General features: G+C 39.3%; 16 protein-coding genes. 13 read left to right on the forward strand and 3 right to left on the reverse strand.

The window, feature by feature from the left end; all coding sequences use genetic code 11:
* Positions 1 to 38: 38 nt before the first annotated feature.
* Positions 39 to 572 (reverse strand): biotin transporter BioY, encoded by a 534-nt coding sequence (locus P5Y91_RS03090; protein ID WP_024055899.1) that lies wholly within the window; start codon positions 570 to 572, stop codon positions 39 to 41.
* 204 nt (positions 573 to 776) lie between these two features.
* On the opposite strand from P5Y91_RS03090, the gene P5Y91_RS03095 reads away from it, so the two are divergent.
* The 5 genes from P5Y91_RS03095 (at position 777) to P5Y91_RS03115 (ending at position 5,380) form a co-directional block, all read left to right on the forward strand.
* Positions 777 to 1,316 (forward strand): hypothetical protein, encoded by a 540-nt coding sequence (locus tag P5Y91_RS03095; RefSeq protein ID WP_024055898.1) that lies wholly within the window; start codon positions 777 to 779, stop codon positions 1,314 to 1,316.
* Positions 1,317 to 1,451: 135 nt separating this feature from the next.
* A complete protein-coding gene (locus P5Y91_RS03100) occupies positions 1,452 to 2,132 on the forward strand; it encodes a response regulator transcription factor (RefSeq protein ID WP_021152983.1) in 681 nt (226 codons plus the stop codon).
* Entirely contained in the window at positions 2,116 to 3,477 is a 1,362-nt protein-coding gene (locus tag P5Y91_RS03105; RefSeq protein ID WP_129824196.1) for a sensor histidine kinase, read from the forward strand. Before P5Y91_RS03100 ends, P5Y91_RS03105 begins: the two co-directional genes overlap by 17 nt.
* 29 nt (positions 3,478 to 3,506) lie before the next feature.
* Complete coding sequence (gene gloA / locus P5Y91_RS03110; protein WP_003006623.1) at positions 3,507 to 3,887, forward strand: lactoylglutathione lyase; 381 nt, start codon at positions 3,507 to 3,509, stop codon at positions 3,885 to 3,887.
* 110 nt (positions 3,888 to 3,997) lie between these two features.
* Positions 3,998 to 5,380, forward strand: a complete 1,383-nt coding sequence (locus tag P5Y91_RS03115) for a polysaccharide deacetylase family protein (RefSeq protein WP_277838960.1) — start codon at positions 3,998 to 4,000, stop codon at positions 5,378 to 5,380.
* 42 nt (positions 5,381 to 5,422) lie between these two features.
* On the opposite strand, the gene P5Y91_RS03120 is transcribed toward P5Y91_RS03115, so the two are convergent.
* Together P5Y91_RS03120 and P5Y91_RS03125 are read right to left on the reverse strand one after the other, a co-directional pair.
* Positions 5,423 to 6,508, reverse strand: a complete 1,086-nt coding sequence (locus P5Y91_RS03120; protein ID WP_277838961.1) for a DEAD/DEAH box helicase — start codon at positions 6,506 to 6,508, stop codon at positions 5,423 to 5,425.
* Positions 6,505 to 7,485 (reverse strand): Gfo/Idh/MocA family protein, encoded by a 981-nt coding sequence (locus P5Y91_RS03125; RefSeq protein ID WP_070465673.1) that lies wholly within the window; start codon positions 7,483 to 7,485, stop codon positions 6,505 to 6,507. The genes P5Y91_RS03120 and P5Y91_RS03125 overlap by 4 nt, the downstream gene beginning before the upstream one ends.
* A gap of 127 nt (positions 7,486 to 7,612) precedes the next feature.
* On the opposite strand from P5Y91_RS03125, the gene P5Y91_RS03130 reads away from it, so the two are divergent.
* The 8 genes from P5Y91_RS03130 (at position 7,613) to rfbD (ending at position 16,014) form a co-directional block, all read left to right on the forward strand.
* Positions 7,613 to 8,323: a glycosyltransferase family 2 protein gene (locus P5Y91_RS03130; RefSeq protein ID WP_049472007.1), complete on the forward strand. Its 711-nt coding sequence runs from the start codon at positions 7,613 to 7,615 to the stop codon at positions 8,321 to 8,323.
* A gap of 1 nt (position 8,324) precedes the next feature.
* On the forward strand, positions 8,325 to 8,654 hold the full coding sequence (locus tag P5Y91_RS03135) for a DUF2304 domain-containing protein (protein ID WP_031574209.1): 330 nt from the start codon (positions 8,325 to 8,327) through the stop codon (positions 8,652 to 8,654).
* Positions 8,644 to 9,927 carry a lipopolysaccharide biosynthesis protein gene (locus P5Y91_RS03140; protein WP_118398503.1) on the forward strand — a complete coding sequence of 428 codons (1,284 nt, stop codon included), beginning with the start codon at positions 8,644 to 8,646 and terminating at the stop codon, positions 9,925 to 9,927. Before P5Y91_RS03135 ends, P5Y91_RS03140 begins: the two co-directional genes overlap by 11 nt.
* Positions 9,917 to 10,699, forward strand: a complete 783-nt coding sequence (locus P5Y91_RS03145; protein WP_118398506.1) for a glycosyltransferase family 2 protein — start codon at positions 9,917 to 9,919, stop codon at positions 10,697 to 10,699. Before P5Y91_RS03140 ends, P5Y91_RS03145 begins: the two co-directional genes overlap by 11 nt.
* Before the next feature lie 9 nt (positions 10,700 to 10,708).
* On the forward strand, positions 10,709 to 12,187 hold the full coding sequence (locus P5Y91_RS03150) for a DUF2142 domain-containing protein (protein WP_118398509.1): 1,479 nt from the start codon (positions 10,709 to 10,711) through the stop codon (positions 12,185 to 12,187).
* Positions 12,188 to 12,269: 82 nt separating this feature from the next.
* Complete coding sequence (locus P5Y91_RS03155) at positions 12,270 to 13,199, forward strand: glycosyltransferase family 2 protein (RefSeq protein ID WP_118398512.1); 930 nt, start codon at positions 12,270 to 12,272, stop codon at positions 13,197 to 13,199.
* On the forward strand, positions 13,196 to 15,097 hold the full coding sequence (locus tag P5Y91_RS03160) for a putative glycosyltransferase family protein (RefSeq protein WP_118398515.1): 1,902 nt from the start codon (positions 13,196 to 13,198) through the stop codon (positions 15,095 to 15,097). The genes P5Y91_RS03155 and P5Y91_RS03160 overlap by 4 nt, the downstream gene beginning before the upstream one ends.
* A gap of 65 nt (positions 15,098 to 15,162) precedes the next feature.
* Positions 15,163 to 16,014: a dTDP-4-dehydrorhamnose reductase gene (gene rfbD / locus P5Y91_RS03165; RefSeq protein WP_061590794.1), complete on the forward strand. Its 852-nt coding sequence runs from the start codon at positions 15,163 to 15,165 to the stop codon at positions 16,012 to 16,014.
* Positions 16,015 to 16,098 lie beyond the last annotated feature (84 nt).

Here is a 16,098-nt window from a genome sequence, read left to right on the forward strand (position 1 = left end):
AGAAATTTCTGTATCGATTTTTTAGTGGACTTTGTATCTTATTTGAAATACCAGTGGTGTTTGAGGCTGGCAAAAATTGCCTTGCTGGTGATCGTGATGATGACTAGTTTGATGAGGTCAGCAAGGATAAAGGGAGCAACGACCAAAGTAAATGCTTTTTGGAGATCGGTATGCGTGACCAGCATAAAGCCGATAGCTCCTGACACAAAGAGGAGAGCACTACTGAGGAGATTGGCCAAAAAGATAGTGACAAGGCTGGATTTAGCACTCGTGAACAGAGACGTGATCCATGCTCGGAATGGGAAGAAGAGGAGGAAACCAGCAGTAGGACCAAGGAAATGCGAAGCGCCACCAGCACCGCCGGCAAATACTGGAAAACCTAAGAAGCCTAAAAGTAGGTAGAGACAGACTGTGACAAAGGCATGGCTGGGTTTATAGATGGTCCCGATGATCCCGATCATGAGTGTCTGCAGGGTCAAAGGAATTGGACCAAAGGGAATGGTGAATTGAGATAGGACGGAGATCATGGCCACTCCAATGGAGATGAGAACTAAGGAAAAGATTTTCTTCATAACAGTTAACCTCGTATTTATTTTATGGTAACTATTCTACAATAAGGGGCTCAACCTGTCAATAGCCCACGCTGTTTTAGGATTTTTTAAGTAAAAATTTAGGTAGGCTTAAGACTCCTGAAGTATAATCGCTTTACTAAAGGATCGAGCTCCCTTTAAATTTTAAAAGACAAGTACTTGTACAAAAAGATAAAAGGTAAAAAGATGAATCAAAAAGAAACAAAACAAGTAGTCGAAACGCAAGAATCCAAAGAAAAAATGGTTGTCCTAAAACGAAGTCCTAAGTGGTGGATTGGCATAGCAGCAGTTGGTGGATTGTTGGTCGGTGCTGGAAGTGGCTTTGGTGTCGGAGTCATCGCTTCTCAATCTTCCAATAACCAACAATTTTCTCAACCGGTCCAAACGGGTCAGAACCAAGGATCCAATCAGCAACAAAATAGTCAAAATGGCCATGCTTCACAAGGAAACCAGCAAAATGGTGGCCCACAGGATGGCGGTCCTCAAGGCGGTGGTCCACAAGGTGGTGGCCAAGGACAAGGCGGCCCACAAGGTGGCGGACCTGGTCAGATGCCACAGGAAGGCAATGGTGGCCCAAAAGGGAATGGTCCAGATAACGGCATGAACCAATCTGGCGGACAAGAAGGGAACCAGGGTTCCTCTAAAAAGTCCAATAAGAAGAATTCAAAAAATAAAAACAAGACGAGTGATAGTCAAAGTAACAAAGAAAACACGACAAATTCATAGAATAAGCCTTCCTCAGGCAGGCTGAATGTGATCATAAAACCAGGTTCTAAAGTATAGGAAATGAAGGCAAGTCGTGTTATAATGGTTAAGAATAGATTAGAAAGACTCGCTCACGAAAGAGAAGAGGATACGACAATGATTAAAATTCTATTGGTCGAAGATGACCTTGGTTTATCAAATTCAGTATTTGATTTTTTAGATGATTTTGCGGACGTCATGCAGGTCTTTGACGGAGAAGAAGGTCTTTATGAAGCAGAAAGCGGGATCTATGATTTGATTTTGCTGGACTTGATGCTTCCTGAAAAAGACGGTTTCCATGTCTTGAAAGAATTACGTGAAAAAGGCGTGACAACCCCTGTTTTGATCATGACAGCCAAAGAAAGTCTGGATGACAAGGGGCACGGCTTTGAGCTGGGGGCAGACGATTACCTCACCAAGCCTTTCTACCTAGAAGAGCTTAAGATGCGGATTCAAGCCCTCTTGAAGCGCTCAGGAAAGGTCAATGAAAACACCCTCAATTATGGCAATTTGAAGGTCAACTTATCTACCAATTCGACTTATGTGGATGGGAAAGAAGTGGAACTTCTTGGGAAGGAATTTGATCTTTTGGTCTATTTCCTTCAAAACCAAAATGTCATCCTTCCAAAGACCCAGATCTTCGATCGTCTCTGGGGCTTTGATAGTGACACAACCATCTCAGTGGTTGAAGTCTATGTTTCAAAAATCCGTAAGAAATTAAAAGGTACTGATTTCGTTGAGAACTTGCAAACATTGCGCAGTGTGGGGTATATCTTAAAAGATGCTAACCAGAATTAAGAAAACCGTCGGGGAAGATGATTTTTCCTACTTCATCCGATATTTTGGGCTCTTTACTTTGATATTCTCAGCCATGACCTTGATTATCATTCAGGTCATGCGCTCGAGTCTTTATACAACTGTTGATGAGAACCTCAAGACTCTCAGTCAGGATCCCTACTCGCTTGTAGCGATTGCTTATCGAGACCAGCGACAGTCAAATACCAAAGGAGATGATAATGATCATGAGATGATGATCCCAGATCATGATAAATCAGAACCTAAAGGGGATGTCACATCCAATACCACTGTTGTTTTGCTCAATAAAAAATATGAAAACTTAACAACCGGTAATGGGTTTTTAAACTTCAAAACGGTGACGTTTGGTCGAAAGCTCCTCAACAAGGTTTCCCAGCTTCAAATTACAAATAGCTATGGGAAAAAAGAAAGTTACCGGGCCTATATGGCAGAGTTGAGTTTATCTGATGATGAAAGTGATAGTGACATCAAGTATGCGGTTGTCATGACCAATATCAGTCAGCTAGAGCAGACCAGTGAAGAGCACGAAAGTCAAATCGCCCTCATCATGATCTGCTTCTGGGGAATCTCCTTATTCGCTAGTCTCTTCTTAGCACGTCTCAGCGTCAAGCCCCTTCTTGAGAGTATGCAAAAGCAAAAGGCTTTCGTGGAAAATGCTTCCCATGAGTTGCGGACGCCTTTAGCAGTTCTACAAAATCGCCTTGAAACGCTTTTTAGAAAGCCTGAAGCGACCATTATGGAATCGAGTGAGAATATTGCATCCAGCTTGGATGAAGTTCGAAATATGAAGCTCTTGACCACCAACCTTCTTAACATTGCCCGAAGAGATGACGGCTTGAAACCAGAGATGGAAGATATCGAACCAAGCTTTTTCGATCAGACCTTCTCGAATTTTGAGATCATTGCGGAAGAAAATGGTAAACTCTTCCGAGGAGACAATCAGGTGGACAAAGTCATTTGTTCTGACAAGACACTCCTCAAGCAATTGATGACCATTCTCTATGACAATGCCTTGAAATATACCGATGAAGATGGTGAGATCCAGTTTGAAGTTCAATTGAAGGATAAAAATCTTCTTTTGAGGGTACTGGATAATGGTACAGGGATTCGAGATGAGGATAAGAAACGGATCTTTGATCGTTTTTACCGGGTCGACAAGGCCAGAACCCGTCAAAAAGGTGGATTTGGTTTGGGGTTGTCCCTCGCTAAGCAGATCGTAGAAGCCTTTAAAGGGACCATTCAAGTCAAAGATAATAAACCAAAAGGGACCATCTTTGAAGTGAAATTATCCATTAAGACGGAAAGTCGTAAAAAAAATCGTTCATAATCTTAAAAAAATAGAAAAGAGGAAAACCTATGAGTTCAAAAATGTTGCACACTTGCCTTCGTGTGGAAAACTTAGAAAAATCAATCGCTTTTTACCAAGATGCTTTTGGTTTTGAAGAAAAACGTCGGAAAGATTTCCCAGACTACAAGTTCACGATTGTTTATTTGGCCTTGCCTGGAGATGACTATGAGCTGGAATTGACTTACAATTATGATCATGGTCCATATGTCATCGGAGATGGCTATGCTCACGTTGCCTTGAGTACTCCTGATCTAGAAGGTTTGAATGCGGAACACAAGGCTAAAGGCTATGAAGTGACAGAACCAAAAGGTCTTCCAGGGACGCAACCGAATTACTATTTCGTTGTAGATCCGGATGGGTATAAAGTAGAAGTCATTCGCGAAAAATAAGAGGGATTAACAATAAGGGCCGCTGTCGGCTACGACAGTCGCCCTCTTTTTTATGAAACCATTTACAAAAAAGGAATGTTTTTTCGAGAGAAATTTGCTATAATAAAGTTATGAGATTCAAACACACGAAAACTATTTTATTAATCATTACAAATCTCCTTTTATTGAGTCTTTTGTATATCGGCTATCAAAAGATTCAAAGGGTTCGTGAACAAAAAGCCTATCAGGATCAGTTTGCTAAGGTTACCCAACTTGAGAAAAGCTCTGAAAAAGGGAAAGATGTTCAAGTTCAGGAAGGGATTTTAGGAACTTCTTATGTGACGGCTTATTATCCTACTAAGGATGGACAGCCTGTTGAGATTGTGAAAGAGAAGATCCAAGAAGACCTTCAGCGTCTAGGATCCGATGAAAAAACCAAAGAACCAAAGCATTTGACCTTCTACCATAGTGAAGAAGCAGAAGCGCCTTTTGTTGGTTATCACCCGATCCAAATCAAACGGGCGGAGTACCAGTACAAAAAAGGGAAATTCATCAAAGATGAGACGGTGAAGTTGCCCCTCTTTTACTTGGATGATGAGAACAATCCTCTGACCCTGAGCCAAGTTTTTGCGGATCCAGATGGAGCCAAGCAGATCTTTTTGGAGGAATTACGGGGAAATCTAGCCTTTCGTCAGCTGGACGAGGAAAGCATTGATCAAATGGTTGCCCACTTCTCAGAGTTGGATTTGAGCCAATGGGAATTCCAATATGAAAAAGGAAATTTCACCATTCCATTTCCAACCAAGGTTAAGGGAGATGATACCTTCACTGTTCCCTTGTCTAAATTCTATGATGTGATCGATTCAGAGCGCTTGCTTCCTGATGATCTAGCTTCTTACCAATCCTATATAGAAGAACGCCACCGTAAGATGATTGCCCTGACTTTTGATGATGGACCAGATCCAACGACGACCCCTCAGGCGCTAGCCATCTTAAAGAAATACAATGCCAAAGCTACCTTCTTTATGGTCGGAAAAAATGTCAGCGCGAATCCGGATATTGCTAAGCAAGTCCGCAAAGAAGGTCATCAAATCGGGAACCATACCTGGGATCATCCTCAGTTGCCAAAATTGAGCTTGGATAATGCTAAAAAAGAAATCTTGGATACCCAAGAAGCTATTCAAAAAGCGACAGGTGTGCAGACCAAGATTACCCGTCCTCCGTATGGAGCTATCAATAACGCCATCCAATACGGTGTCGACCAGTCCTTCATCATGTGGGATGTAGATAGCCTAGATTGGAAGACACATAATACGACGGCCATTCTCAATGAAGTGAAAAAAGAAGTCAAACCGGGTTCGATTATCCTCATGCATGATATCCATCAAACCACGATTGACGCTCTACCGACCGTCCTTGACTACCTCAAATCACAAGGCTATACCTTTGTAACGGTGGATGAATTGTTGGATTATCAACTTGAAAGTCATCGCATTTATTACAATGGAAATTAACATAAAAATCCTCTGCAGTTCATTCACTAGCAGAGGATTTTCTTATTCGTTTAAAAAGAGTTCGGAATTTTTTAAAATCAATTCACGTACAGAAGCGTATTTTTTTAAGGATTTGAGTTCTTCTGGGTGGGTGATAAAGGTGATTACATAGCCCTCACGCCCCATTCGTCCTGTACGACCGGCGCGGTGGGTATAGGTCTCCACATCACGAGGAATATCGTAGTTAATCACACACTCAAGATGTTCAATATCGATTCCACGAGCGACCAAATCGGTGGCCAGCAAGAGGGTCAGCTGATGGTCTTTGAAGCGTTCCAGAATGACCTTGCGGTATTTGACATTGACATCACTGGCCAGCGACACGGCCTCAACACCACGGTATTGTAGTTTTTCTTCAGCACTACCCAGATCAGACAGGCTATTGAAAAAAGCCAGACCACGAAAATCTTCGACGTAGGCGAGTTTGCGGAGCAATTCGACCTTGTCCCGCTTATCCACTTGCATATAAAAATGTTGGATATTGTCCAAAGAAACTCCATCAACCGAAATGCGAAGAGTATTTTCTTCTAGCTGGTCTGGATCGACCTTGGCTGTGGCGCTCATATAGATATATTGGTGGTCACGGGGAGCATAGTGGCTGATCTTGTCGACGAAGTGGTACTGAGAATCACTCAGTAATTGGTCGAATTCATCTAAAATGATGGTTTCCACATTCATCATTTTGATCTTTTTCAGCTTGATCAGTTCAAAGATCCGACCAGGCGTCCCAACCAGGATTTCGGGTCCTTTTTTGAGGCGTTCGATTTGCCGTTTTTGACTAGATCCTGAAAGGAAGAGTTGTGTCTGGAGACCGAGAGGCTCTGCCCATTGTTTGGTGACATCAAAAATTTGTCCCGCTAACTCTGTATTAGGAGCTAAAATCAAGAGTTGTTGGGCCTTCTTCGATTTGAGTTTGAGCAAGCTTGGAAAGAGGTAGGCGAGTGTCTTACCAGTACCGGTAGGACTGATCCCGAGGACATTTTCTCCTTCATAGATAGGGGAGAAGATTTGTTCCTGAATTTCAGTGAATGTATCAAATCCGAGTGTTTCTAACTGGTCTTTCCAGCTTTGTGGAAATTGTTCTTTCATTCTTTTTCATCCTTAAATTGTATTCCAGCGCTTTGACGCATTTGGTAGAGGGTTTCATGGACCTGCTCAGCTGTTTGTAACCATTCAAGATAAGCAGCTGGCTTTTGATGAGCGATGGCAAGGGCAAAGGCTTCCGCCTCTTCTTGCATTTGGTGTGGGCAGGACTGGATCGGAAGGTCGATAACTTCCCCAGAATGGCTGACGAAGCGAGCCTGGTTGATGGCTGCTACAGCATTGAGAGTCAGCGTTCCAGTCTTGGTGTAGATTTCAGCAGGTAGATGGCTGGTGATATTTTTCCCTGCCTGAATGGCAACCTGAAACTCTGGATAAATCAAGACACCTTGACCATAGAGATCAACCGAATTGGGTAATTGCTGAGCGGTGTAGTGACTGGAGATCGGTTCTCCAAAGAAGCCAATCGCCAAGTAGAGGCAGTAGACACCCAGATCCATCAAAGCTCCACCTGCATAGACATCTGAGAAAATATTGGGAATCTCACCTGCAAGAAGGGCTGGCAATTTGGAAGAATATTTGGCAAAGGTGAAGTTGGCGCCCAGTATTTCCTGATTAGAGAGGAAGTCTTTAACTACTTGAAATGCTGCTTCTTGGTAATTTCTGGCAGCTTCAAAGAGATAGACCTGGTGCTCCTTAGCGAGCTTGACCAGTTCCTTCCATTCAGAAGGCTTGGTCACAGCCGGTTTTTCAATGATGACATGCTTCTTGGCCAGAATAGCAAGCTTGGCCTGAGCGAAATGAAGAGAATTGGGGCTAGCAATGTAAATCACATCCAGCTCACTGTCTAAGAAGTCGATGAAATCCGTGTAGCAAGAGACCGCCCCATAAGGCTCACAAAACTCTTGAGCTGTCTTCATCTTTCTCGAATACACAGCATGCAAGTGATAGTGGCCTGTCTGATGAGCAGCTGTAATAAATTCATGTGAAATCCAACTCGTACCAATAATTCCCAGCTTTAACATAAGGTGTCCTTCCGTAATCGATTCACTCTATTATACCATGAAAAGGGGGAGGGGACAGTATAAAGTAGAAAATATGCACTGATTATTGTATAATGAAGTGATATGCTTAGAAGGGAAAACAATAGGATTGAGAAATTCAGAATTACTGATCATTATTCCTGCTTATAATGAGAGTGGAAATATTGAAAAAACAATCAAGATGATTGAAGAACATACACCTGAATTTGATTATGTCATTATCAATGATTGTTCTACAGATCATACACTTGAAATTTGTCGCAATAACAACTTTAACGTTATCGATTTACCGATTAATTTAGGAATTGGTGGTGCTGTCCAGACTGGTTATCAATATGCAGTTAAAAATGGCTATCAATATGCTGTTCAAGTGGATGGAGATGGTCAGCATAATCCTGAATTTATCAGAAAGATGCTTCAAGTCCTTCAAGAGAAGAATGTGAACATGGTGATTGGCTCTCGTTTCATTGAAAATCAAGGTTTCCAATCCTCCTTCGCGCGACGGATTGGAATTTCATTTTTTGAAAAATTAATTAAGATTTTAACCGGTCAAAAGGTAACAGATCCAACCTCAGGATTGCGGGTGGCTGATCGAAAAGTGATTGAAGAATTTGCTAAACAATATCCAAGTGATTATCCAGAACCAGAGACGATTGTGTCCCTCTTAACCTCAGGCTATTCCGTTGCAGAAGTACCCGTATTAATGAACGAGCGAGAACACGGAGAATCATCGATTACATTCAGTAAGTCTGTTTACTATATGATCAAAGTGACAATGGCAATGCTATTGGCTAGAATTGGTGGAGGATATAAGAAATAACATGTTAAATATTTGGTTAACCCTTATTGTAATTATTTTTATCGTTTATATTCTACGCCTAGTTGCAAAGAAAGTCGTTGAACTGAGAAATGTCATTTCTTGGCTCATTCTTTGTTTGCTATCGTTGCCAGTCATTTGGTTTCCTAATTTGATTGGACAGGTATCAAAAATGTTAGGAATTCAAGTTCCAAGCAATCTAATCTTTTTCTTAGGCTTCTGTTTACTTGTCTATTTAAACTTCTCTTTGACTCGGATTACCTCAAAACAATCCGTTCAAATTCGACAATTGTCTCAGAAAATTGCATTACAGGTAAAAGAGCATGAAGAATAATCAACCTGTTTCAACGGAGAAGGTGTATTTTTGGAATCTGTTAGGGAACTTGGCATTTGCTGGATCATCTGTACTATTTACATTGATCGTTACACGCATGACCTCGCCAATGGAAGCAGATTCCTTTAGTCTTGCCTATGGGATTGCTGCGATTCTAGTAGTAGTGGGCATGTTTCAAGTTCGAAGCTACCAAGGGACAGATGTTCTCTTTAGACACTCCTTTACCAGTTACAGTATTGCCAGATGTCTCTCTCTCCTACTCATGATGGCGATCTTTTTTCCTTACCTATTTGTTTCAGGAATTGACCTACATGAGAGTTCAAAAATTGCGATTATTGGCTTATACGTTCTATTTCGTATGTGTGAGGCAATTTCAGATCTTTTCCAAGGATTGTTTCAACGTCACGAACGATTAGATATCGCTGGCAAATCAATGACCATTCGGTATTCTTTCAGCACGATTCTTTTGTTGGCATTTTTGCTTATTACAAAGTCATTAACACAATCATTGCTTTACTTAGTTGTTTTAAACTTTATCTTTGTATTTTGTTATGATTATGTAAAATCAAAAGAATTTGAAACAATTGATTTCTCAGTAAAAGATCTCAAAAGAGACCTATTTGATGCGATCACTATTTTAAAGAATTGTATTCCTCTCTTTATCAGTGGATTTTTACTAGCTTATATTTTCAATGAGCCTAGAATCGCGATTGACTCTGAAATTAGATTGGGACACTTTATTGCAGGGACACAACGGGACTTTAATATTTTGTTTATGCCTGTGTTTTTTATGAGTCTCTTTATTTTAATTCTTAGACCCTTAACAACGCAATTAGCGATCTTATGGAAGAATAAAGAATTGAAAAAATTTGATGCCATCATTGCGAAGATGTTTGTCATTGTTTTGGGTGTCGGCTTGGTATTAACTGTGCTAGCTTATTTGATCGGGACGCCGATATTAAGTCTTGTTTTTGGTTTACCTTTAAACCAGCATAGTACTACCCTAGCCATCCTTGTTTTTTCTGGAATTCTGTATTCTATTGGGATTGTTTTTGGGGATGTCATGACGGTTATTCGAAGACAAACGTATCTATTACCTGTGTATTTATTCATGTTTATAGCTTCCAAATTGACAAATAATGATTTGGTACAAAAAATGGGACTTCTAGGTGCATCTTTAAGCTTTTTCATTGTGATGTCCGTTTATTTTAGTGGAAGTTTACTTGCTTATTTTATTGCAAGCAAAATAGAAAGGAAGGGCTATGCTCGTTAATCAACAACATACTTGGGTGATTTGTGCTTATGGAGAAAGTGAGTACTTAGAAGCTTGTATTCAATCCTTGAAGAAACAAACTCTCCAATCACAGATTATCTGTTATAGTTCAACACCGATGGATTCGATCAAGGAACTTTGTCAGCGTTATGCTATTCCATTTTACACCAAGCAAGGTGGAGGAATTGGGAAAGATTGGAACAATGCCATGTCTTTCGTAGAGACGAAATATGCTACCATCGCTCATCAGGATGATTATTATGAGCCGGAATATGCTGAGAAAGTTTTGTCTAAGATGGAAAAGCATTCGGATGTGTTAATTGGCTATTCTGATTATTTTGAAGAAAAAGACGGTCATAAAATTCCTGCGAATACAAATCTGAAGATCAAAACCTTGATGTTAAAAACTATGAATCTTTTTCCTGCTAGTCACTTTTGGCGAAACCGTGTGATGGCTTTTGGAAATCCTATTTGTTGTCCAGCTGTTACCTATAATCGTGAAAATTTGAAGAATTTCTATTTTGATGAAGGGATGAGAGTGAGTTTGGATTGGTACGCATGGTATAAGATCAGCGAGTATAAAGGTCGCTTTGCTTATGTATCTGACAAGCTCATGTGCCACCGTATCCATGGAGAGTCTGAAACATCAAAAACGATTGCAGACAATACGCGTAGTAAAGAAGATCTATACATGTATGAACTCTTCTGGCCTAAATGGATGGCCAAGTTATTGATGAGACAATATGTGAAGAGTCAAAATTCGAATAAGTAGGAGAAACTGATGGGATATTTTGTTGATAGTTATGAGCGAAATAAAAAGTATTTAGTAGCTTTCGCAGTTTTGGCCTTTTGTATTGCAGTGATTTATACAAAGCGCTTAGTAGATTTTCCTAAAATTGGTGTAGCGTTATTTGTTGTATTGGCTTTTTTCATTTTTCTTTTACCGAAGAAGAATGTTGGGACCTTCCTTGCGATGCTCATTGGTGGTCTGTCCTTTGCTTTTATTACACCCGTTTTGAATACGCCAGATGAACAAGTTCACCTTTCAAGAACGATTCATATTGTGGAAGGCAACGTCAATATGGGAAATAAAAACATCCATATTACGGAAGATTACTTTGATGTTTATAAGAATTTCAAAAAACCATTTACCAAATCTTCTTTATTTGAAGAAGGGCAGACGACCAAACAAGTGAAGTTTGGGAAAGAAACGGATTACAGGGCAACCAACTCATATTGGTTTATTGGTTATATCCCTCAGGCTCTTGGATTTGGGATTGGAAAATTTTTGAATTTGAGTGTAGGAGTCTCCTATTATCTTGGTCGAATTTTTAATGTCATTGCTTACTGTATTTTAGCTCTTATTGCTATTAAATTAAGTGGGAAAGCGAAGCAGTTGATGACAATGGTAGCGATGTTTCCAATGAATCTGGTTCTAGCTGCTTCTTATAATCAAGATAGTGTAGCCTTAGGTTTAACCTACATCATTATTGGATTGTTTTTGAACTATGTGACGGATGATGAAAAAGTAGTTAAAATAAAGGATTTATTGCTTTATGCTTTCCTTTGCGTGATCCTTGTAACAATGAAGCTTCCTTATGTCTTGCTTGTAGGATTATTGCTATTTATACCGAAAAAGAAAACGCAATGCAAAAACTACTATCTCATTTCTCTCGCTTTGATTGCTGCAGTCTTTGTCTTTACGATTTTTTGGTATGTTCTTACCCAGCAAGTTCGAATTGAGAACTTTAAACTAGATGGAGCGGATGTGAAGTCTCAGGTGATTAGTATCATTTCGAAACCTCATTGGTATCTTCCAGTGATTTTGAAGGAGATGCTATTATCAGTCAGTCATTTGAATCAACTCTATACATTTGGTTGGTTAGATTTGTCGATGTCAGAAGTCCTTATTCCAATTTATGCTCTTTATAGCTTGATTACTTTTTCAAATTTTGGGAAGATCAAACTTCCAAAAGTATCAGTAGTAGGAGCAAGTTTAGTTTCTTTCGCAATTATTGGTTTAATTTCTTTGACCTTGTATCTGACCTGGACACCAGTTGGAAATTTTGAAGTTTTAGGAGTTCAAGGCCGATATTATTTGGGTGTTGTTGCTCTTTGTCTACCAGTTATTTGTAGTTTATTTAAGCAAAGAGTTCCAGATGAACAAAAGTTCTCTGATCATTTTGTAGTACAAAGTAGTCTCATTATTTTATCTCTAACATTACTACAAACCATCTCTGTTTTATATTCTGCAGTTTAATTAAAAGACTAAAATAAGTTATTACTAGGGGAAACCCTAGTTTTTTGTTACAATAGAAAGTGAATAAGTCAAGGAGTAAGAGATGACCATATCAGTTGTAGTCCCATGTTTTAACGAAGAAGAATCAATTCCATTGTTTTATCGAGAGATGGAACGTGTTCGGATGAAGATGGGAGAAAAGTTTGAATATATTTTTATAAATGATGGCTCTTCAGATGGTACACTATCTGTTCTTCGAAAGCTACATGTTACAGATTCAAGTGTGCACTACCTTTCTTTTTCTCGAAATTTCGGGAAAGAGGCGGCGCTGTATGCTGGACTTGAGTGTACTAGTGGTGAATATGTGACAGTTATGGATGTAGATTTGCAGGACCCACCGGAGTTATTGATCGAAATGAAGCAGAGGTTGGAGGAACAGCCGGATTTAGACTGTGTCGGAACGAGACGCGTAACCCGTGATGGGGAACCACCGATTCGCTCTTTCTTTGCACGGATGTTTTATAAATTGATCAATCATATTAGCCAAGTGGAAATGGTTGACGGGGCGCGTGATTTCCGTTTGATGCGCCGTCCCATGGTCGATGCTATCATGGAGTTATCGGAGTACAATCGTTTCTCAAAAGGGATTTTTGCATGGGTAGGATTTGAGACAGAATACCTCGAATATAAAAATGTCGAGCGCGTGGCAGGAGAGACGTCATGGAATTTTTGGTCCCTCTTTAAGTATTCGATTGAAGGGATTGTCAATTTCTCGGATGCACCATTAAACATTGCCTTTATTGGTGGACTGTTATCTTGGATTTTGGCCTTTATCATGATGATTTTGATTGTAATCCGCACCTTGGTCTTTGGGGATCCTACTTCAGGTTGGCCATCCCTCATGACAGTGATTCTTTTCCTGGGAGGGTTCCAATTATTGACCATCGGGATTTTAGGGAAATATATTGGTAAGATCTTCATGGAAACCAAGAAACGTCCAATCTATGTTATCAAAGAGAAAAGTGAAGAATGAAGAATATCCTAAGTATGAGTCTTGCTGCTAAGCAAAAGATAGACAGATTTTACGAGGGAGTTGATCGGCTCCTCGATAAAATCAATCAGTTGGATATGGTAAAAGTGATCCGCAGTCATATTGACCGGCTTATAGATGTTTTCAACCAAATCAGTAATAAGTTGGTCTACCTATTACTAACTTCCTATGCGCTCATTTTTACATTTGTATCCTTCAATCTGATCAATTTTCAAAGTCGCTCATATGACTATGTCTTTCATTTATCCCGCATTGTCGGCTTAGCAGAGTCCATTGAGCATTGGGATTTACTCCCCAATCTGAATTTTTTATTTGCATTCGGTACGGGATATGCTTCTCCTATGTTTTATGGAAATTGGCAGTTTTATCCGTCAGCCATCGTTTATATGATGACCAACGATGGAAATCTTGCTTATTCTATATTTGCATTTTTGATCACTCTTGGTACAAGCCTAACAAGTTATATTGTTATTTCAAAAATAGTAAAAAATAAGGTGACTGGTATAGTAGTGGCCTTGACCATTCCTTGTTATTACACCTTATTTGGTTTTGGAATGACCATGGTAGTGCCACTTGTCCCAATTCTTATTTATTCTATTTATCGAGTGCTCTACTTAAACAAAAAGAACCCTCTCTATTTAGGGATTGTAGTAGCGCTTTTAATTCAAACCCATATTTTATCAACGATCATATTAGCAATTTTTTCTGCGGTATTTTTATGTTTAAATTATAAAAGGATCACACTGGAAAAGATTATCTCTTTTGTATTTTCTATCTTGTTTGCCTTATGTTTATCGGCAGGATACATTTTTCAATATCTGGAACAGGTTTCATCACAAAAATTTTTCTTCACATGGACAGCGAGAAATTTTCCTGTCAATGTGAAAGATACCTTTTTGGTTCCTTTTCCATTTCAAGCAGATCGATATGGTTTTTATAAACCTTTCACACCATTAGAGTGGCCGATCCATCAATTCGTACGAGATGGCCTATTCTATGCGAGTATGATGGTGATCTTATTTTATCGCCGTCTAGGGAGTTTAAGTAAAACCATATTTTGGACTTGTTGGATCTTATATTTTTCTGCAACGAGTCTTCTGCCTTGGAATTCCGTATTGAAATACACTTTTTTAGGGAGTATGCAGTATTCAGGGCGTCTATTGTTTTTCATTCCCCTCTTGTTCCTATTCTTTCTTGCTGTAACAAATAGAAATGGATTTTTCTCTATTGTCTTATGCATCTTGAGTTTAACTTTCTATTTCAATCATGTTGTCCCTCAATTTGATACCTCTTCAAAAAACTATAAACAGATGCGGGATGATAATAAAAAGAATGAAAAATTACTGAAATCAGTATATAGAGGGGACAAATCAAAATATATTGATCCTGTAGGTGATGAATATTATAATCTTGATATCAATAACCAAGATATACGCTTACCACAATTTACAGAATTTCAAACAGCTAAGGATGTAAAAATATCAACTATTAAAAAGAGATACAATCTTTTAGAATTCGATATAGAGGTTCCTGATGATAAAAAAGAAACAACTATTTCTATACCAATGATATGGTACAAAGGATATCGCGCAGAATATTCTAAGGGTGCAGAAGGTTCTCAACCTGTGTTGAAACAGCGTGCTTTTACCGAATCAGAATTAAAAGAAAATAAAAAAGATCGGAAACCAACTGTCTCAGAAAAGGTTTTAAATAACGGAAAAATTTATTTATCTATTCGAAATTCTGGCCATGTCAAAGTTTCTTATCACAAGACATTTATACAGAATCTTGGTTTCATGATAGAATGGATCTCTTGGATACTGGTATTCTTTATTTTTAAGCAGAAGTATTCAAAAAATAAGGAGCAATTCCCATCTTAAAAAGCAGAAAACTTCTGCTTTTTTTGCTATAATGATAGGGAAAAAGCATTTGAAAGGAATTTAACATGATTTTAATTACAGGTGCAAATGGTCAACTTGGAACGGAGCTTCGCCATTTGTTAGATGAACGAAATGAAGAATATGTAGCTGTTGATGTAGCTGAAATGGACATCACAAATGCAGAGAAAGTAGACGAGGTATTTGAGGAAGTAAAACCAACCTTGGTATATCACTGTGCTGCCTATACAGCTGTTGATGCGGCAGAAGAAGAAGGAAAAGAGTTGGACTATGCCATCAATGTGACTGGTACGGAAAATGTAGCAAAGGCATCTGAAAAGCATGGTGCAACCTTGGTCTATATCTCAACCGACTACGTTTTTGACGGTAAAAAACCAGTTGGACAAGAATGGGAAGTAGACGATCAACCAGATCCTCAAACTGAGTACGGTCGTACCAAACGTATGGGAGAAGAATTGGTTGAGAAACATGTTTCCAATTTCTATATCATCCGTACAGCTTGGGTCTTCGGGAACTACGGTAAGAACTTTGTCTTCACCATGCAAAACCTTGCCAAGACTCACAAAACACTTACGGTCGTTAATGATCAACATGGTCGTCCAACCTGGACACGTACTCTTGCAGAGTTTATGACTTATTTGGCTGAAAACCGTAAGGAATATGGTTATTACCACTTGTCAAATGATGCGAAAGAAGATACAACTTGGTATGACTTTGCAGTTGAAATCCTCAAAGATACGGATGTAGAAGTGAAACCAGTGGATTCTAGCCAATTCCCAGCTAAAGCGAAACGTCCACTGAACTCAACAATGAGTTTGGCAAAAGCGAAAGCTACAGGATTCGTTATTCCAACTTGGCAAGATGCCTTGAAAGAATTTTATAAACAAGAAGTGAAATAAGAGAAATTTGAAGCGGCCCTTGAGGGTCGCTTTTCTGTTTGGATTAGGCAAAAAGCCTAGAAAATGGTATAATTGAATAGACTG

Source organism: Streptococcus taoyuanensis (assembly GCF_029589235.1).
Lineage (GTDB): Bacteria > Bacillota > Bacilli > Lactobacillales > Streptococcaceae > Streptococcus > Streptococcus taoyuanensis.